The organism is Lysobacter sp. yr284, from assembly GCF_900107375.1.
Taxonomy (GTDB): domain Bacteria; phylum Pseudomonadota; class Gammaproteobacteria; order Xanthomonadales; family Xanthomonadaceae; genus Lysobacter.
The window spans coordinates 186,949-205,943 of record NZ_FNPT01000007.1; the positions used below are offsets into that span (position 1 = coordinate 186,949).

Sequence of the window (18,995 nt, forward strand, 5' to 3'; positions counted from 1 at the left end):
CGCAAGCGCGGTGTCGCGGTCGCCGCTTGCGCAGCTCCTACGCAAAGCGGCCGCGGGTTTAGCGCTCAGCCCAACCGCCACGCCAAGCCCGACACCCGCGCCGCGTGCCGCGCCAGCGCCGAGCGCAGTACGGCCTCGCTCGCCGCCACGTGCAGTTCGCTGCGCGCGCGGGTCATGCCGGTGTAGACCAGTTCGCGCGACAGATGCCGCGCGTCCTGCCGCGGCAGCTGCAGCCACACGCGCTCGAATTCCGAACCCTGCGACTTGTGCACGGTCATCGCGAACGCGCCGCTGTGCGCGGGCAATGCGGACGGGTGAAAGGCGCGCACGCCCTGGCTGCCGCCGGCGAACCAGGCGACGGTGCCGGCGCCGGGCTCGTCGCGGCCGTCGGCGCGCAAGCACACGCCGATATCGCCGTTGAACAGGCCGTGGCGGTAGCTGTTCTCGGTGATCAGCAGCAGGCGGCCATGGAAGTACGCGGAACGATGCGCGCCGGCCAGGGCCTCTTCGATCCGCGCGTTGAGCGGGGCCGCGCCCTGGCCGCCGTCGCGCAGCGCGGTCAGCAGGCGCAGGCGCGCGGCCAGGGCCAGCGCCTGTTCGGGGTCGGCGGCGTCGCCGATCGCGCGCCAGGCGGGCAGCAGGCGGTCGCGGCCGCCGCCGGCGAGCGGGTCGTGCACGTCTTCGTGGAAATGCACGCCGGCCAGTTCGCCGCTGCGCAGCAACGCCAGCGCGGTGTCGGCGTCGCCGTCGCGCACGGCGTCGGCCAACGGCGCCAGCCGCAAACTGTCGGCCTGGCGATAGCCGCGGCGCAGGTGCACGCGGTTGGCGCTGAGCGCGGTCGGCGCCGGCAGCACCGGCACCGCGTCGCCGAGCAGCGGCCGCAACGCCTGCGCCTGCGCGGCGGGCAGGCCGTCGTCGTCGCCGGCGGCATCGACGATCGCGGCGAGCACGTCGCCGGCTTCCACCGAAGGCAGCTGGTCGCGGTCGCCGAGCAGGATCAGGCGCGCGCCGTCGGGTACGGCCTCGATCAGCTTGCACATCAGCGGCAGGTCGACCATCGAGGCTTCGTCGACCACGACGATGTCGAACGGCAGCGGATTGCGCGCGTCGTGGCGGAAACGCGGACGGTCGGGCACCACGCCGAGCAGGCGGTGCAGGGTGCCGGCCTGTTGCGGCAACGCGTCCAGCAGGCCGGCGTCGAAGCCGTCGCGCCGGTCGTCGTCGGCGCTGCCGTCGCGCGCGGCGAACGCGGGCAGTTCGCGCAGGCGCGCGGCCGCTGCGTGCAGGCTCTGCGCCATGCGCTCGGCGGCGCGGCCGGTCGGCGCGGCCAGCGCGATCCGCGGCGGCGCCACGCCGTCCAGATGCGCCTGCGCGATCAGCAGCACCAGCAGGCGGGCGATGGTGGTGGTCTTGCCGGTGCCGGGCCCGCCGGTGGCGAGCAGCAGCGATTGCAGCAACGCCAGCGCGGCGGCGCGGGCCTGGCGGTCGTCGTCGCGCGCTTGCGGGAACAACTGCGCGAACAGCGGCGCCAGCGCGGCCAGGTCGGCCGGCGGCGGCGCGAACGCCTGCAGCCGGCGCAGGCCGGCGGCGAGGCGGCGTTCGTATTCGCGGTAACGGCGCAGGTACAGCAGGCCGTGCTCCAGCACCAGCGGCGCGGCAGGGTCGGCGGCGGCATCGGCGGCCGGCGCGGCGACCCAGCGCGACTGCGCCAGCGCCTCCAGCCACGCCTGCGGTTGCGGCCATTCGACCGCCGCCTCGCTCAGCGACTGCGGCTGGCGCGGATCGAACGCGGCGTGGCCGCGCGCGATCGCCTGCGAGGCCAGCGCGGCGCCGGCCAGCACCAGGTCGGGGGTGTCGCGGTCGAGCCGGCGCAGCGCCTGCGCCAGCGCGTGGTCCACCGTGCGCAGCGCGCCGTCGCGGAACAGGGCGTCGAGCAGGCTCATCGCGCGCCTCCGGCGAACAGCGCGTCCATCGCCTCGATCAGCGCGCGCGGCGGCTTGCCCGCATGCACGCCGGCGTTCGCATCGGCGAGGTCGAGGCCGCGGCAGAACAGATAGCGCACGCCGCCGAAGTCGCGCCCGTAGTCGTAGGCCTCGCCGAGGCGGAAGCGCAGCCAGCGGTGCAGGGCGACGGTGTAGATCAGCGATTGCAGGTCGTACTCGCTTTCGGCCATGGCGCGCTCGACCTGCGCGGCGTCGAAGCCGGGCAGGCGGTTGGTCTTGTAGTCGAGCACGTAGTAGCGGCCGTCGTGCGCGTACACCAGGTCGATCTTGCCGGTCATCAGGCCTTCCAGGCGCCGGCGCGAACCGAAGCCGCGGCGCTCGCGCACCTGGCCGTGCGCGTGCAGCGCCGCCAGCAGCGCCTCCACCGGCGCGGCGTCCAGGGCGAAGTGGAATTCCATTTCGCTGCGACGCGCCGCCAGCGGCACGTCGCACAGGCGCGCGCCTTCGGGCAGCGGCGCGACCAGGGTGCGGCCGACCAGCGAGGCCAGCAGCGCCAGGCCGTCGCCGATGTCGGCTTCGGTGTAGCCCTCGCTGCGCATGGCCGAAGCCAGCACCGCGTCCTGGCCCGGCGGCGGCGCGTCGCCGTCGCGCCAGTCGCGCCAGGCGGCGAAGTCCACGCGTTCGAGCGCGTTGTGCACGACGTTGCCGAAGCGGCTGCCGCCGAATCGCGCGTCGCCGGGCAACGGCGCGGCCGCGACCGCGTCGGGCCCGGCCTGCGGCTCGTCCTCGGCGCCGCGCTCGTCCTGCGCGGCCGGGTCGAAGCCGCTGTCTTCGTTGGTCAGCTGGGTGAAGCTGTACACCCACCAGTCGCGCGCGGCGCGCGTGCGCGCCTCGCGCGCCGGCGGCACCGCGCCGGCCGCGGACGGCGGCAACGGCCGCGGCGGCGTTTCGATCGCGGCGGCATCGACCCGCACGCCGGGCTCGCGCGCCAGCGCCGCGGGGTCGGCCAGCATCGGCTGCAGCGGCGACAGCGCGGCGTGGTACAGCGGCCCGGTCGCGATCCACAGCGCATGGCGGGCGCGGGTCAGGCCGACGTAGAGCAGGCGCGCGTCCTCGGCGCGCGCTTCCAGCGCGGCGCGCTCGCTGGCGTCCTGCCACTGCGGCGCGTCCGGGTCGAATACTTCGCTTTGCAGCTGCATCACCCGGCCGTGCTCGGGATCGGGGTATTCGCACCAGCGCCCGCTGCGCGGTTCGCGGCCCAGCGCCACGAACGGCAGGAACACCAGGCCGAACTCCAGGCCCTTGCTCTTGTGCAGGGTCAGGATCTGGACCCGGTGCGCGTCCGATTCCAGCCGCAGCTGCTGCTTCTCGTCGCTGTCGTCGGCCTCGGCGATGCGCAGACGCAGCCAGTCGCGCAGGCCGTGCAGGCCGAGCGCGCGGCGGTCGGCTTCCTGCAGGGTCTCGGCCAGTTGCAGCAAGTTGGTCAGCCTGCGCTCGCCGTCGCCCAGCGCCAGCAGCCGCGGCGCCTGCTGCGCGCACAGGTCGGCGAGCAGCGCCAGCGGGCCGTGCCGCTGCCAGCGTTCGCGCCACTGCAGCGCCTGCGCCTGCCAGCGCGCCTGTTCGGCCTCGTCGGCGGCGACGTGAGCGACCGCGCCGCCGTCCAGGCCCAGCAGCGGCGTCGCCAGCGCCGCGCGCAGGCGGCCGCTGTCGCCGGGATGCAGCAACGCGTCGAACAGGGTCAGAGTTTCCATCGCCTGCTCGGTCGCGAACAGGCTGCGGCGTCCGGCGGCGACCGCGGGGATGCCGGCGGCACCGAGCGCGCGCTGGATCTGCGCGGCCTCTTCGTGGCTGCGCACCAGCACCGCGATGTCGGCCGGGCGCAACGGCCGGCCCTGGATCGTGGCACGGCCCTCGCGCGCATCGGCGAGCCAGCGATGGATCGCGGCGACGCACGCGCGCGCGGCCAGTTCACGCGATTCCGGCGAACTCCATACCGGCGTCTTGCGGCCGTCGTCCGGCGGCGGCAACGCGCGCAGCACCAGCGCCGGCGCGGTGGCGCCGTCGCGCTGCAGGTCGGCGTCGGCGACCGCGCCGCCGGCCTCGACCTCGCGGAAGCGGATGCGCGGATCGATGAAAGCCGCCTCGCCGGCCTGCGCGTACAGCGCGGCGATCGCGCGCAGCAGCGACGGCCGCGAGCGGAAGTTGTGGTCCAGCGGCGGCGCCGCCTCGGCTTGTGCGGCGGCGGCCAGGTAGGTGTGCACGTCGCCGCCGCGGAAGCCGTAGATGGCCTGCTTGGGGTCGCCGATCAGGAACAGCCCGGTGCCGTCGAGCGAGGCGCCGTCGGCCGCGGCTTCGCCGAACACCCGGCGGAAGATCGCCCACTGGCGCGGATCGGTGTCCTGGAACTCGTCGACCAGCGCCACCGCGTACTGCTCGCGCAGGCGCCGCGCCAGCGCCTGGCCGTGCGGCCCTTCCAGCGCGGTGGCGACGTCGGCGATGAGATCGTCGAAGCTCTGCACCCGGCGCACGCGCTTGAGCTCGGCCAGGCGTTGCGCCGCCGCCGCGCGGATGCGGTGCGCCAATGCGAGCCGCTGTCCCGCCAGCCACTGCTCGCGCTGCTGGGCGGCGTCGAGGTAGCGCGCGACCGCGTCGAACAGCGGCGAAGCCGGCACCTGCGCCTGCTTGCCTTTGTTGGCTTTCGACGCCAGCGCGGACGGCGCGAGCTTGGCCGCGCGTTCGTCCAGCGGCTGCGTCCAGTCGCCGTTGGCGCACCAGGCCTGCAACTGCGCGCGCAGTTCGCCGGGCAGAGGGGCGCGGTAGCTGTTGCCGTTGAGCGCCTTGTCGGCGATGGCCGCGGCCAGCGCGGCGAAGGCTTCGTCGGCGTGCGCCGCGAACGCGTCGCGCAACGCGGCGCCGGCGCGGTCGAGTTCGGCCAGCGGGTCCTGGCTCGAAGCCGGCGCGGCCGGCAACAGCACCGGCGTGCGCAGCAACGCGCCCAGGTCGGCGGCCAGCGACGGCGGCCCGCCCGGCCATTGCAGCGCCAGCAGTTCGGCTTCGCCGGCGTCGTTGCCGAACGCGCGCCACAGGTCCACCGCGATCTCGTCGAGCAACTCGCGCTCGCTGCCGATCAGCTCCGGCGCGGCGAACGGCTGGCCGGTTTCCAGCGCGTGCTCGGCCAGCACGCGCGCGCAGAAGCCGTGGATGGTGACCACCGCGGCCAGGTCGATCTCGCGCGCGGCGCGCTGCAGCCGCGCGCGCAGCGCCGCCTCGCCTTCGATCTCACCCTGCGCGCGCACCAGCGCGCGGGTCAGCGTGCGCTCGGCATCGTCGTCGGCCTCGGCCAGCGACGGGTCGTCCGCGGCGATGCGCGCGGCCAGCAGCAGGCGCCGGCGCAGGCGTTCGCGCAGTTCCTGGGTGGCCGCGTCGGTGAAGGTCACCGCCAGGATCCGGTTCACGCCGAGGCCGCGCTCGATCACCAGCCGCGCCACCAGCGTGGCCAGGGTGTAGGTCTTGCCGGTGCCGGCGCTGGCCTCGATCAGGCGCAGGCCGTCCAGCGGCAGGTCCAGGAAGGGATCGCGGGCGGCGGATTCGGGCGCGCTCATGCCGCGTCCTCGTCGCGGCCGAACACCACCGCATCAAACACGCGCTTGGCGATCGCGCGGAATTCCTCGCCCAGTTCGGCATCGGCGAACGGGTCGCGCCCGCGCAGCGCCAGGCGCACGCCGGGCTGGCCGCCTTCGCCCCAGTGGCGCGGGCCGCCGTGCCATTGCGCCTCGGCCTTGCCCCAGCCGTCCTTGTCCTGCAGCGCCGCTTCGTACCACAGCCAACCCGCGCGCGGCAGGAACGGCAGCGGCAGGCGCAGGCCGTAGTCGCGCAGGCGCAGCAGCGCGGCCAGCGCGGCGCGCGCCTGTCGCGGCGGCAGCGCGGGGCGCAGGTGCGGGCCGGGGCCGTCGTTGGCCTGGGCGAACTGCGCCAGCGGGCGACCGTCCTCGAGCGCCGACAGCACCAGCCAGTCCAGGCCGTGGGCGATCTGCGCGGGGCCGTGCAAGGTATCGAAGCGCAGCCGCGCCAGACCGCTGGGGTACAGCTCGTCGAGCTTGCCGAGCAGGCGCGTGCCGTCCACTTCGAGCTCGAACGGCCGCGTCTGCGCCGCGCCCTCGCGCCAGCGCGCGAACGCGTCGGCGTACGGCCGCACCTGGCCAAGCAACGCATCGAGCTGGCGCCGCCCCAGCGGCCCCGACGGCAGCAAGGCGCGCGCGCGCAGCGCGGCCTGCAGGCGCTCGCGATCGACCGCGCCGCCGCCGGCGATCAGCTCGTCGAACACCGCGCGCTGCAGTTGCTGGCGCAGCAGGCCGCGGCCCGGCAGCACCAGCGGCTCGACGTCCTGCGCGGTCTCGATCTCCTCGGGCAGGCGCAGGCCCAGACGCTGGCGCAGGAACGCGCCCGGCGGATCGCGCAGGAAGCTGCGCAGGTCCTGGTAGTTCAGGCGCCGCTCGCCGCCGTCGTCCGGCAGCGGCGGTAGCGGGTCCTGCAGCCACGGCCCCAGCTCGCCGCGGCGCGCGGCGCCGGCGTCCACCGCCGGCCGCCACTCGCTGCGGTAGCTGAAACGGCGCGGCTCGGCCGCCTCGCCCGCGTCGCCGCCGAACGCGGCCGGCGCGAACGGCTGCAGCGGTTGGCGCACCACGAACTGCGCGCGCGCGGCGGCCGGATCTTCGTGGTAGCGGGCGATCGCGTCGAGCAGTTCCGACACCAGCGGCGAGGGTTCGCGCTGGCTGCCGTCGCGCGGGTCGGCGCCCAGGTAGCTCAGGTAGAACGCGTCGGACGCCGCGCCGAACAGCTGCAGGAACAAGAAGCGGTCGTCGTCGCGCAGCGAGCGGTCGCCGTGGCGGCGCGCGCCGGTGCCCAGCTCCGCGGCGAGGCGGTTGAGGCCACCGGCCGGGTCGCGGCGCGGGTAGTCGCCGTCGTTCATGCCGAGCAGGCAGATCGCGCGGAACGGGATCAGCCGCATCGGCACCATCCGGCCGAAGCTGACCCCGCCGGTGAGCAGCGGCGCGCGCGTGTCGGCCTCGGCCAGCGCGGCGCGGAAATGCGCGCGCACCACTTCCGGCGCGACGCTGGCGTCGAAACCGGCCGCCGCGGCGTCGCCGGCGAAGGCTTCCACCAGCGAGCGCAGGCGTTCGAGCGTGCGCTGGTCGGCGCTGTCGCGCGGGCGTTCGGGCAGCAGCGCGCGCAGCAGGCCGAGCAGGCGCTCGGACCATTGGGTCGGGGTCAGTTCGGCGGCGAGGCCGCGTTCGAACCGCGCCAGCACCCGCAGCAGCCGGATCAGCGCGTCGAGCGCGTCGAGCGCGGCGCCTTCGAGTTCGGCGTAGGGCGCGACGCCGGCGACCAGGGTGCTCTCGTCCTCGTCGTCGCCGGCGCCCGCGGCGTGGCCGATCAGCAGGCGGTCGAGCGCGAACGCCCAGGTGTAGGCGTCGTCGCCGGGCGCGTCGTGGCGGCCGCGGTGGGCGGCGTCGATGCCCCAGCGCGCGCCGGCTTCGCCGAGCCACACCCGCAGCCGTTCCAGGCCGTCGCCGTCGAGGCCGGCCTGTTCGGCGATCGCCGGGGTCGCCAGCAGGTCGAGGATTTCGCTCAGTCCGAAGCGCGACACCGGCAGCGCCAGCAGGCGCAGGAACACCTCGGCCAGCGGCTCGGCGGCGAGCGGGCTGACGTCGGCCAGCGCATACGGGATGAAGCCCGGGCGCCCGGCCAGGCCGCCGAACACCGCGGCGATGTGCGGCGCGTAGGGATCGATGTCGGGCGCCAGCACGGCGATGTCGCGCGGCTGCAGCGGCGGGTCGAAGCGGCGGCCTTGCTCGGACTGCGGATCGAGCAGGCCCTGCAGTTGGTCGTGCAGCACCTGCACTTCGCGCAGGCGGGTGTGGCAGGCGTGGATCTGCACGCTGGCGTCGAGGCGGTCGAGCTGCGCGCGCCACGGCTGCGTCGGCAGCGCGCGCCGGTGCAGCAGGTCGCGCTGCAGGCGCTGCAGCAGGCTGTCGCGCGCCGGATCGTCGTAGCGGCTGTCTTCCGGGTCGGCGTAGGCGGCGATCTCGCCGGAGGGGTGCACCACTTCGTAGCCGCCCAGCACCGCCATGAAATCGCGCCCGGCCGCGCCCCAGGCCTGCAGCAGCGGGTTGTCGTCTTCGCCGAACGCGGCGGCGTCGCCCTGGCGCAGGCGCTCGGCCAGGGTGCCCAGGTCGCCCCAGTACTTGCGCGTGGGCGTGGGCAGGTAGAAGTGCAGGGCGCCGGCCCGGGCCTGGGTGGCGATCACCCGCAGCACGTCGGGCGAGATGTTGAGCGTGGCGAACGCGAACAGCCGCGGTGGCAGCCCGCGCGGGGCCTCGTCGCGCTCGCCGTCGCCGCCGAAGCGGTACAGGTATTCGTCGATCCGGCGCGCGCGGTAGCGGCGGCCGCCGGCGACCTTGCGCCACAGCGCGGCCTGCGGGTCGCCGCGCTCGTGGCCGGCGTCCCAGGCCAGCAGCCAGTCGCGGCGCCAGGCCTGGTATTTCTCGAACAGGCCGGCCAGTTCGCCGGCCAGCGACCAGGCCTTGAGCGGGTCGTCGCCGTCCAGGTAGCCGCGCAGCGGCGCCAGCGCCGGCTCGCGCAACTGCATCGGCTGGGCCAGGTGCGCATACAGCCGCCAGCGCAGCGCCGCGGCGTCGAGGTCGTCTTCGCCGCCGGCCACGTTGGCGTCCAGCGCGCGCTGGACGAACTCGCCCGGGGTCAGGAATTCCAGGTTCGCGGCGATGCCGTGCGCCTGCGCCAGGGTCGCCTGCAGCCAGCGGCGCATCGCCACCTGCGGGATCAGGATCGTGTCCGGCGCCAGCAGCGGCTGCCCGGGCGCCGGCGTGCGCAGCTCCTGCGCGAGCAGGCCGGCGAGCACATCCAGCGCATTGGAATGGTAGAGACGGAAATCGGGACGCGCCGGCATAGGGCGCCATCTTGCCGCACCGCGACGCGGCGCGCGCGCAACGCATCGGGCGTTTGCGCCTGCCGGCGCGTGCGCGCTCGCCCCGTTTCGCCGCGTCGGCGCCCGCCTCGCAGCCGGCTCGCGGGCGGCGCGTGCACGGCGGCAAGGCCGGGCCTTAAAAGGCTTTTAATCGCAGCGCGCTTCAATGCCGGCGGCGCGCGCGGCGGCGGCGGCCGGGGGCTTGCGGCGTCGATCGCGCATTGATCGCGCGCCGATCCGGCAGCGAACCGGCGCCGGTCAAATAACCGGCGCGGCGACGGCGGCGCCCATCGCGGGCTAAGCTGCGACAATGTCCTACGCTCCACCCCCGTTCAGGCGGCCTGGGCCAAGCTGCGCCGTTTTCCAGGCGCCGGCCTTCCGCCTTCTACGGACGCCCGCTTCCACCGGATAGCTGCCGATCGCATGACGACGCCCTCTACGCCCATCGTTCGCCTGACCGACCTGCGCCTGGATCGCGGCGGCCGCAGCGTGCTGCGCGGAATCAACCTCAGCGTGCCGCGCGGCAGCATCGTCGCCGTGCTCGGCCCGTCCGGCAGCGGCAAGTCGACCCTGCTGTCGGCGCTGACCGGCGAACTGGCGCCGGCCTCGGGCACGGTCGAAGTGTTCGGCCAGCCGGTGCCGCAGAACCAGCGCGAGCTGCTGGAACTGCGCAAGGGCATCGGCGTGCTGCTGCAGGGCAACGGCCTGCTGACCGACCTGACCGCGGCCGAGAACGTGGCCCTGCCGCTGCGCGCGCACACCAAGCTGCCCAACCCGGTGATCCGCCGGCTGGTGCTGATGAAGCTGCACGCGGTCGGCCTGCGCGCGGCCGCCGACGCCTACCCACGCGAACTCTCCGGCGGCATGGCCCGGCGCGTGGCGCTGGCGCGCGCGCTGGCGCTGGACCCGCCGCTGATGATCTACGACGAACCGCTGACCGGCCTGGACCCGATCGCCTCGGGCGTGGTCATGAGCCTGGTGCGCCGGCTCAACGACACCCTCGGCCTGACCAGCATCGTGGTGACCCACCACGTCCACGAAACCCTGCCGGTGGCCGACCACGCCATCGTCATCGCCAACGGCGGCATCGTCTTCTCCGGCACCCCGGCCGAGCTGGAACACAGCGACGACCCCTTGGTGCGCCAGTTCCTGCGCGGCGAGCCCGACGGCCCGATCGGCTTCGACGCCGCACCGCGCAACTCGGAGGCCGCGTAATGGCGTTGTTCGATATCGTCCGCTCGGTCGGCCGCGCCGGCCTGTTCTCGCTGTCGGTGTTCCGCGCGTCCAGGCCGACCGCCGACTTTTTCCGCGAGCTGGTGCGCGAGATCTACAAGATCGGCGCGCGTTCGCTGCCGATCATCGCCGTTGGCGGCGCGTTCGTGGGCTTGTCGGTGACCTTGCTGGGCTACCGCGCGCTCGACACCTACGGCGCGGCCAACCAGGTCAGCGCGATGCTCGGCCTGGGCCTGTACCGCGAGCTCGGCCCGGTGCTGACCGCGCTGCTGTTCATCGGCCGCGCCGGCAGCTCGATCGCCGCCGAACTGGGCCTGATGCGCGCGACCGACCAGATCACCGCGCTCGGCCTGATGGCGATCGACCCGGTCGGCAAGGCGGTGGCGCCGCGGTTCTGGGCGGCGGTGCTGTGCGTGCCGCTGCTGACCGGCTTCTTCTGCAGCCTGGCGATCAGCGCGAGCTATTTCGAATCGGTGCACGTGATCGGCCTGGAGCCCGGCATCTTCTGGCAGGTGCTCAAGGACAGCGTGGATTTCTTCGACGACTTCCTCATGGCGTTCGTGAAGTCGGCCGTGTTCGGCGGCACCGCGGCGCTGGTGGCGGCCTACGTGGGCTACCACGCCGAGCCGACCATCGAGGGCACCTCGGTGGCGACGACGCAGGCGGTGGTCAACGCCTCGCTGCTGGTGCTGATGTTCAACTTCGTGATGTCGGCGTTCTTGTTCAAGTAACGATTTCCCCTTCTCCCGCTGGCGGGAGAAGGTGCCCCGAAGGGGCGGATGAGGGCACGCAAGGTGATCGGGGCTGCGCGCTGCGCGCGCCCTCGCCCCAACCCCTCTCCCGCCCGTGGGAGAGGGGCTTTCCGATTTTCGCTGTAGTCCGATAACAGACAAACCGTTTCCCCAGCCGCGTTGAACCGCGCGGGCTTTATCCCCAAGGTGGTGCCCATGTCCGTCCGCAGTCCCCGCATCGAATTCGCCGTCGGCGCGTTCCTGCTGCTCGCCCTGGCCTCGCTGCTGGTGTTGGCGATCGCCTCCACCAACGGCAAGTTCGGCTTCGGCCGCGACAGTTACGAGGTCACCGCCGAATTCACCAGCATCGGCGCGCTGCGTCCGAACGCGCCGGTGAAGATCGGCGGCGTCAACGTCGGCCAGGTCGCCGACATCTCGCTGAACCCGAAGAGCTACGCTTCGGTGGTCACCCTGTCCATCGACAAGCGCTACAACAAGCTCTCGGCCGACACCTCGGCCGGCATCTTCACCAGCGGATTGCTCGGCGAGAGCTACATCGGCCTGGCCCCGGGCGGCGACCCGGACAACCTCAAGCCCGGCGACCAGATCTACCTGACCCAGCCGGCGATCGACCTGATCCAGCTGGTCGGCAAGTACATGTTCAGCGGCGGTGGCGCACAAGGCGGTGGCAACAGCAATGGCGCCGAACCCGCCAAGCCCGCCGACGCCGGCACCCCCGATTACCTCAAGGGCGAGCAACCCGCCCCCTCCAGCGAGAGCAAGCCATGAAGCGCATCCTGACCGCCTCCGTCCTCGCCTGCGCCCTGCTCGCAGGCGTCCCGTCCCTGGCCCTGGCCCAGGCCGCCGCTGCGCCGGGCGCTGCGCCGGCCGCCGGTTCGCCCAGCGCGATGGTGCTGGGCAACACCACCCGCATCCTGTCGACCCTGGAATCGCGCCGCGCCGAGTTCAGCAAGAACCGCGGCGCGCTGAGCCAGTTCGTCACCACCGAGTTCAACCAGCTGTTCGACCGCGACTACGCCGCGCGCCTGGTGCTGGGCACCCACGGCCGCGGCGCGGCCGACGCCGACGTGGCGCTGTTCTCCGACGCGCTGACCAGCAGCCTGATGCAGCGCTACGGTTCGGCCCTGCTCGACTTCAACACCCGCCTGCAGGTGCGGATCAAGTCCGAGACCCCGCTGCGCGGCGGCGCCATCGTCAAGGTGTCGAGCGAGTTCCTGCGCCAGGGCGGCGAGCCGGTGCCGGTGGACTACCTGCTGCGCAAGACCGGCAACCAGTGGAAGGTGTTCGACGTGATGGTCGAAGGCGTCAGCTTCGTGCAGACCTTCCGCAACCAGTTCGATACGCCGCTGAGCCAGAAGTCGATCGCCCAGGTCGCCGCCGACATCAAGGCCGGCAGGCTGCAGGCGCAGGCGAGCGGCAACAAGTGAGCGCCAACGCGGCCAGCGTGCGGCGCGACGGCGAGACGCTGGCGTTCGCCGGCGTCCTCGACCGCGCCGCGGCGGCCGCGTTGTGGCCGCAGGCGCGGCCGCTGGCGGCCGGCGCGCGACGCTTCGACCTGACCGGCGTGGCGTCGGTCGACAGCGCCGGCCTGGCGCTGCTGGCCGAACTGGCCGCGCAGGCGCCGGGCGTGGCCGTGGTCGGCGACCCGGCCGGGCTGGCCGAGCTGCGCGCCGCCTACCGCCTCGACGATTCGCTCGGTTTCGGCCGCTGAGGGCCGCACCGCCGCAACGCCCTCGCACATCCCCATCGTTGCGGTCGCCGACGCCCACGGACGTGGCCTGGCCGCCCCCACCGCTGTCCCGGAAGACTAGACTGCAACCATGCGCCCCCACGCACTCCCCCTCGCGCTGGCCTTGGCCCTGGCCGCGCACACCGTCCCGGCTGCGGCGCAGGACGCCGCCCCGGTCCTGCCGGGCGATCCGTCCGCACTGATCGTCGACACCGCGGCGCTGGCCGCGGCCGCCCAGGCCGAGCCGGCCGCCACGCCGCAGGCCCCGACGGCCGATCCCGGCGCAGCGGTGCTGACCGACCCGGCCCGCGCCCTGGCTGAGGCCAACGCCGCCGCCGACCCGACCCAGGCCGACGCCTTGGCCGGCGCGGTCGCCGCCGATGCCGACGCACCGCCACCGCTGTCGCTGGACTACGCCGTCGCCCAGGTCGACCCAACCGCCGGCGCGACGACGCCGGCCGAGCCGGCCGCCGCGGCCGACGACCCGCGCACCCAGGCCGAGCGCGACTTCGACGCGCTCTACGGCAACCCGCAAGGCGAGTACAACCCGGTCGCCGATCCCACCCTGCCGGCGCCGGCCAACGTGCCCGGCGGCTACGACCCGTGGGAGAAGTACAACCGCAAGATGCACCGCTTCAACAACGCGGTCGACCGCGGCGTGGCCAAGCCGCTGGCGCGCGCCTACACCAAGGTGGTGCCGCGGCCGGTGCGGCTGGGCGTCAGCAATTTCTTCAACAACCTCGGCCAGCCGGTATCGATGGTCAACGCGCTGCTGCAGGGCAAGCCCAAGCAGGCGGCGCAGTCGCTGGGCCGGTTCGCGCTCAACACCACGCTGGGCATCGGCGGCCTGTTCGACCCGGCCACCGCGGCCAAGCTGCCCAACCGCAGCGAGGACTTCGGCCAGACCCTGGGCGTGTGGGGCTGGAAGCGCTCGCGTTACTTCGAATTGCCGTTCTTCGGCCCGCGCACCGTGCGCGACGCCTTCGGCGCGGTCGGCGACGCCCCGCTGAGCCCGCTGCGCCGGATCGAGCGCGACCGCATCCGCATCGGCCTGCAGGGCCTGCAGCTGGTCGACATCCGCGCCCAGCTGCTGCCGCTGGACAACCTGCGCGAAGGCGCCGAGGACGAATACGCGCTGGTGCGCGACTCGTGGATGCAGCGCCGCGACTACCAGATCTTCGGCGACCGCCTGGAGAAGAACGGCGAGACCGCGCTGCCGGATTACCTGCAGGACGACAGCAACCCGAGCGTGCCGGCGAACGCGATGCCGGTGATGCCGACCGACGGCGCCGGCGTGCGCTGAGGCGGCGGGTTCGCGCAGCAGCGACAACGGTTAGACGAACGGCCCGGATGCGAATCCGGGCCGTTTTGTTTTGCGCGGCGGCGGCGTTGCGGTTGCTCCCTGCAGGAGCGACGCAAGTCGCGACCGCGATACTGCGCTTGCGACGCAAGCTTGCGGCCCCGCGGTCGCGACTTGCGTCGCTCCTACAGGTAGATACGCGACAGCGTCAGGTCGGGTCGGGTTCGGGTAAACCGGCCGCGCCTTCGATCGGTTGCGGGCCGTCGGGCGGGGCGGCCGCCTCGTCTTCGCGGTCGTCGCTGAGTTCCACCAGCTTCGCCGGCAACGCCTTGTTCGGCTTGACCCCGAGGTCGCGCAGCATCTCGGCCTGGCGGATCACGCTGCCCTTGTTGCGGCTGAGCTTGTCGCGCGCGGCGTCGAAGCTGTCGCGCGCCTGGCTCAGGCGCTCGCCGACTTTCTCCAGGTCGTTGGCGAACGAGGCCAGGCGGTCGTAGAGCTGGGCGCCGCGCTTGGCGATCTCCTGCGCGTTGCGGCTCTGTGCTTCCTGCCGCCACAGGTGCTTGATCGTGCGCAGCACGAACAGCAGCGTCGACGGGCTCACCATCAGCACGTTGCGGTCCCAGCCTTCCATGAACAAGCCGCGGTCGTTGGCCACCGCAAGCATGAACGCCGGTTCCACCGGCACGAACATCAGCACGAAGTCGAGCGAGCGCAGGCCGTAGAGCTCCTGGTAGCGCTTCTCCGACAGGCCGCGCATGTGCTGGCGCATCGATTCGATGTGGCGCTTGAGCGCGCGCGCGCGGGTGTCCTCGTCCTCGGCGCTGACGAACTGTTCGTAGGCGACCAGCGACATCTTGGCGTCGACGATCATGTGCCGGTCTTCGGGCAGGTGCAGGGTCACGTCCGGGCGGCGCTCGCCGTCCTCGGTGCCGTGGCTTTCCTGCACGTCGTATTCCTCGCCCTTGCGCAGGCCGGCCGATTCCAGCACCCGTTCCAGCACCAGCTCGCCCCAGGCGCCCTGGGCCTTGTTCGAGCCCTTGAGCGCGGTGGTGAGGTTCTTGGCGTCCTCGCTGAGCGACTGGTTCAGCGCCATCAGCTGGCGCACCTGCTCGCCCAGCGCGGTGCGGTCGCGGGTCTCGTTGTCGTAAACGGTCTCGACCCGCGCCTGGAACTCGGCCAGCTTCTGCTGCAAAGGGTCCAGCAGCTGGCCCAGGTGGCTGCGGTTCTGCTCGGTGAAGCGGCGGCTCTTCTCTTCCAGGATCTCGTTGGCGAGGTTGCGGAACTGCGCGCTGAGCTCGTCGCGCACTTCGCGCAGCTGGGCGATCTTCTCCTGCGCCTGGTTGCGCTCGGCCTCCAGTTGCGTGCCCAGGCGGCCGAGTTCGACCGTGCGCCGGTTGAGGTCGCCGGCCAGCGCGTCGCGTTCGCGTTCGAGCTGTTCGAACTCCAGGCGCAGGCGCTGCAGGGCCTGCTGTTCCTTGTCGAGTTCGGCGCCGCTGCGGCCGATCGCCTCGCGCAGCAGACCGCTGTCGCGCACCAGCTGGCTGCGCTGGGCGTCGAGGTCGTCGAGCCGCGCCTGCAGTTCGGGAATGCGCGCGCAGCGCTCGACCAGCTGGGCGCGCTCGGCGTTGGCGGCGTTGAGCCGGTCGCCCAGCTCGGCGCTCGCGGCCGCCTGCGCGCGCGCGGCGCCGGCGCGGGCCAGCAGCCAGGCCAGCGCGGCCCCGAACAGGGCGGCGACGAGGATGGCGGCGGCGGCGAGGGTCGGGGACATCGGGACTCGGGGCGGGGACGGGCGGGAAAGGGGGAGCGGGCCGTCCGTGCCCGGGCCAGCGCGCGGCGGCGGTGGCGGCAGGCACCAGCGGGGCGCCTAGTCTAAGGGCCAGTCTAAACGGGTGAGTCTCAGGCCCTGAGACCGGGGCCGGGGTCGCGCAGCGTCGCATCGACTGCGAATTCGGTCACAAATAATCAGCACGATCCGCATTCGATACTCCATACGGAACGGCATTGCCGCCCGCGCCTGTGCCAATCTTGGCCGCAGCCGCCGGGTCGCCGCAGGCCCGTTCCGCACAAGGAAGGCCCGCTCATGGACCCGCGAGACCCCCGACTGTACGCCGACCCGCGCGGCGTCTGGCGCGACGACGGCGCCGGCCGCGTGCACGGCATCCGCTGGCGCGACATCGACGGCATCGACGGCTACGCGATCGACGCCGCCGACCGCCGCCTGATCTACCTCGAACTGGGCACCGCCAGCGGCGAACGCCTGGAACTGCGCACCGACTGGCCCGGCTACCAGGACGTGACCCGCGCGCTCAGCGCGCGCCTGCCGGGCCTGGACGTGGACGCGCTGCAGCGGCTGGAGCAGGCGCGGCCGGAAGACCCGCCGGCGGTCCTGTGGTGGCGCGATTGAAACCGCACGGTCGCCGCGGCGCGGGCGCACCCGCCGCGGCGCGCCTCAGTCCAGCACGCGGCAGAACACCGCCTTGAGGTAGCGCGACTCCGGCACCTGCGCCAGCCACGGGTGGTCGGCGCCGGCGCCGGCCACGCGCAGCACCTGCACGGTGCGGCCGGCGTAGAACGCGGCGCGGCGCAGCATGTCGAGGAACTGGTCCTCGCTGACCAGGCCGGTGCACGAGAACGTCGCGAACAGGCCGCCGGGCTTGACCACGCCGAGCGCCAGCTTGTTCATGTCCAGGTACTTCTTCAGCGCCGGGATGACCTGCTCGCGGTCGCGGGTCATCTTGGCCGGGTCGAGGATGACCACATCGAAGCGCTCGCCGGCGTTGCCCATGTCGCGCAGGTACGGAAAGATGTCGGCCTGGACGAACTTGACGTGGGCGCCGTTGAGCTTGGCGTTGCCCTTGGCGATGCCGATCACGTCGGCGTCGATGTCCACGCCGATCACTTCCTCGGCGCCGCGCACCTTGGCGTAGACGCCGAAACCGCCGGTGTTGCAGCACAGGTCGAGCACGCGCTTGCCGGCGACCTGCTGCGACAGCCATTCGCGGTTCTCGCGCTGGTCGGCGAAGAAACCGGTCTTGTGCGCGCCGGCCGGGTCGGCGCGGAACTTGATGCCGTATTCGGTGATGGTCGCCGGCGGCACCGCCTCGGTGCCGCGGAAGTCGAAGCTTTCCTGCTTCTGCACGTGTTCGTCGGCGAAGGCGTAGAAGCGGCAGCCCGGGAACTGCGCGCGCAGCGCGTCGTAGATCCACTCGCGGTGGCGGAACGCGCCGGCGCTGAAGTACTCGACCACCAGCAGGTCGCCGTAGCGGTCCACGACCAGGCCGCTGATGCCGTCGCCCTCGCTGTGGACCACGCGCCAGGCGTCGCTGACCTCGTCGAGCCGGAGCACGTCGCGGCGCAGCGACACCGCCGCGGCGATCTTGCGCGCGAACCAGTCCGCATCGACCGCCACGTCCGGATCGTTTTCGAGCATGCGCAGGGCGATGCGCGAGTGGCCGTTGTAGAAGCCGCGGCCGATCCACTCGCCGTCCACGCCGACCACCTCGACGATGCTGCCGGGCTTGGGGCGCTGGGCGGGCTTGTCGACCAGGCGCTGGAAGATCCAGGGGTGGGTGGATTTCCAGGCGTTCTTGAGGCGTACGGTGGGGAGTTCGGTAGTCATCGCGCCATTCTACCGGGCGCGGCACCCCGGGCCGGAATGCGAACGCCGGCCCAATCCCGCCGGCGGGACAATGAAGCCCACCGCGGCCGGCTTGTTTTGCCCGCCGCCGGTGCCAATCTGGTTCCCATGCACCTGCCCACCGACGCCCCGATCCCCGACACCCCGGCGCAGCGCAAGACCGACCGCGCGCGGCTGACCCGGGCCCTCAACGCCAGCCTGGCCTTCGTGCTGGCGCTGGCGGCGGTGTTCGCCGCCCAGGGCAGCTTCGACATCCGCCCGTTCACGATCGAGCCGTGGACCGTCGAGGGCCTGCTGGGCGTCCTCACCGCGCCGCTGCTGCACGGCTCGATCGAGCACCTGGCCGCGAACGCGACCTCGCTGCTGCTGTTGGGCACCCTGGCCGGCGCGGTCTATCCCAAAGCGACGCTGCGCGCGCTGCCGGTGGTGTGGCTGGGCTCGGGCCTGGGCGCGTGGTTCCTGGGCGAGCCCGGCAGCCATCACCTGGGCGCCAGCGGCCTGACCCACGGCCTGATGTTCCTGGTCATGACCCTGGGCCTGCTGCGCCGCGACCGGCCCTCGATCGCCGCGGCGATGATCGCCTTCCTGCTCTACGGCGGCATGTTGCTGACGGTGCTGCCGCGCGAAGCCGGCGTGTCCTGGCAGGCCCACCTGGGCGGCGCCGTGGCCGGCGTGGCCTCCGCCTTCGCCTTCCGCCGGCGCGACCCGCTGCCGCCGCGCAAGCGCTACAGCTGGGAAGACGAGGAAGACGCCGAGCTGGTGCCGCTCAACGACGAACTGGAACCGCCGAGCCCGCGCAACGTGCCGGTGCTGTGGAACCGGCCGGAGCCGCGCGATGTGCACAGCGGCGTGGTGCTGCAATTCCCGCCGCGCGAGCCGCCGCCCGGGGCGCAATGACCCCCGCCGCGATCGGCGGCGCTCGACCCGGCAGCAGCCGGCTGCGGTAGGCGCGGCGTGTGCCGCGACCGCGGCGACGCAGCTACGCGGCTCATCCCACCGTCATTCCGGCGAAAGCCGGAATCGCTTTTGCCGTTGCCGTTGCTGTTCGCCCGGACGCCACTCCACGCGTAGAACATGCCCGCAGCCCCGGAGGGCGCGCGCATGGATGCGCGCGCGCGCCATGGGGCAGGATGCCCCTTATGGCGCGGCCCCGCGAACGGTGCTGGACCTAGTGGCTCTTGATTCGAAACAGGGAAAAGCACTTTCTTTGGTTACTTTCTTTGTTGCTTTGGACAAAGAAAGTGACCCGGCCGCTTGCGGACGGAAGCTTTGGATCTTTGCTTGTCATCGCACGCACGAACACACAAAAGCCGAACCCACCGCGGCACGCCCCCTGTAGGAGCGGCGCGAGCCGCGACCGCGCCATCGCAGATGCGATGAAAGTTTCGTCGTAGTTGCATTGTCGCGGTCGCGGCT

The 18,995-nt window shown here is 73.1% G+C and carries 13 protein-coding genes; 8 read left to right on the forward strand and 5 right to left on the reverse strand.

Annotated features, from left to right (window positions below):
- Positions 1-65 precede the first annotated feature (65 nt).
- Genes recD through recC form a run of 3 tightly spaced genes read right to left on the reverse strand, consistent with a single transcriptional unit; the run spans position 66 to position 8,910 of the window.
- On the reverse strand, positions 66-1,943 hold the full coding sequence (recD, locus tag BLV01_RS13840; protein WP_091800480.1) for an exodeoxyribonuclease V subunit alpha: 1,878 nt from the start codon (positions 1,941-1,943) through the stop codon (positions 66-68).
- Positions 1,940-5,545 carry an exodeoxyribonuclease V subunit beta gene (gene recB, locus BLV01_RS13845; RefSeq protein ID WP_091800483.1) on the reverse strand — a complete coding sequence of 1,202 codons (3,606 nt, stop codon included), beginning with the start codon at positions 5,543-5,545 and terminating at the stop codon, positions 1,940-1,942. Before recB ends, recD begins: the two co-directional genes overlap by 4 nt.
- Positions 5,542-8,910 carry an exodeoxyribonuclease V subunit gamma gene (recC, locus tag BLV01_RS13850; protein WP_091800486.1) on the reverse strand — a complete coding sequence of 1,123 codons (3,369 nt, stop codon included), beginning with the start codon at positions 8,908-8,910 and terminating at the stop codon, positions 5,542-5,544. Before recC ends, recB begins: the two co-directional genes overlap by 4 nt.
- A gap of 441 nt (positions 8,911-9,351) precedes the next feature.
- On the opposite strand from recC, the gene BLV01_RS13855 reads away from it, so the two are divergent.
- From BLV01_RS13855 to BLV01_RS13880, 6 genes are all read left to right on the forward strand, one after another.
- Positions 9,352-10,143 (forward strand): ABC transporter ATP-binding protein, encoded by a 792-nt coding sequence (locus BLV01_RS13855; RefSeq protein ID WP_091800490.1) that lies wholly within the window; start codon positions 9,352-9,354, stop codon positions 10,141-10,143.
- Positions 10,143-10,892, forward strand: a complete 750-nt coding sequence (locus BLV01_RS13860; protein WP_091800493.1) for an MlaE family lipid ABC transporter permease subunit — start codon at positions 10,143-10,145, stop codon at positions 10,890-10,892. Before BLV01_RS13855 ends, BLV01_RS13860 begins: the two co-directional genes overlap by 1 nt.
- Before the next feature lie 216 nt (positions 10,893-11,108).
- Positions 11,109-11,681, forward strand: coding sequence for an outer membrane lipid asymmetry maintenance protein MlaD (gene mlaD, locus BLV01_RS13865; RefSeq protein ID WP_091800495.1), 573 nt, complete (start codon positions 11,109-11,111; stop codon positions 11,679-11,681).
- Positions 11,678-12,340, forward strand: coding sequence for an MlaC/ttg2D family ABC transporter substrate-binding protein (locus BLV01_RS13870; protein WP_091800498.1), 663 nt, complete (start codon positions 11,678-11,680; stop codon positions 12,338-12,340). The genes mlaD and BLV01_RS13870 overlap by 4 nt, the downstream gene beginning before the upstream one ends.
- Positions 12,337-12,624 (forward strand): STAS domain-containing protein, encoded by a 288-nt coding sequence (locus tag BLV01_RS13875; RefSeq protein WP_091800501.1) that lies wholly within the window; start codon positions 12,337-12,339, stop codon positions 12,622-12,624. Before BLV01_RS13870 ends, BLV01_RS13875 begins: the two co-directional genes overlap by 4 nt.
- A 109-nt stretch (positions 12,625-12,733) precedes the next feature.
- Positions 12,734-13,945 (forward strand): MlaA family lipoprotein, encoded by a 1,212-nt coding sequence (locus BLV01_RS13880; RefSeq protein ID WP_091800504.1) that lies wholly within the window; start codon positions 12,734-12,736, stop codon positions 13,943-13,945.
- 205 nt (positions 13,946-14,150) lie between these two features.
- Here the strand turns inward: BLV01_RS13880 and rmuC are convergent, their stop codons facing one another.
- Complete coding sequence (rmuC, locus tag BLV01_RS13885; protein ID WP_091800507.1) at positions 14,151-15,710, reverse strand: DNA recombination protein RmuC; 1,560 nt, start codon at positions 15,708-15,710, stop codon at positions 14,151-14,153.
- Positions 15,711-16,022: 312 nt separating this feature from the next.
- On the opposite strand from rmuC, the gene BLV01_RS13890 reads away from it, so the two are divergent.
- Positions 16,023-16,346: a hypothetical protein gene (locus BLV01_RS13890; RefSeq protein ID WP_091800510.1), complete on the forward strand. Its 324-nt coding sequence runs from the start codon at positions 16,023-16,025 to the stop codon at positions 16,344-16,346.
- A gap of 45 nt (positions 16,347-16,391) precedes the next feature.
- On the opposite strand, the gene BLV01_RS13895 is transcribed toward BLV01_RS13890, so the two are convergent.
- The gene (locus BLV01_RS13895) at positions 16,392-17,561 is read right to left on the reverse strand and encodes a class I SAM-dependent rRNA methyltransferase (protein WP_091800513.1); all 1,170 of its coding nucleotides are present in this window, start codon (positions 17,559-17,561) and stop codon (positions 16,392-16,394) included.
- Between the two features lie 126 nt (positions 17,562-17,687).
- Here BLV01_RS13895 and BLV01_RS13900 point away from each other — a divergent pair, with 126 nt between their 5' ends.
- Entirely contained in the window at positions 17,688-18,476 is a 789-nt protein-coding gene (locus BLV01_RS13900) for a rhomboid family intramembrane serine protease (RefSeq protein ID WP_091800517.1), read from the forward strand.
- Positions 18,477-18,995 lie beyond the last annotated feature (519 nt).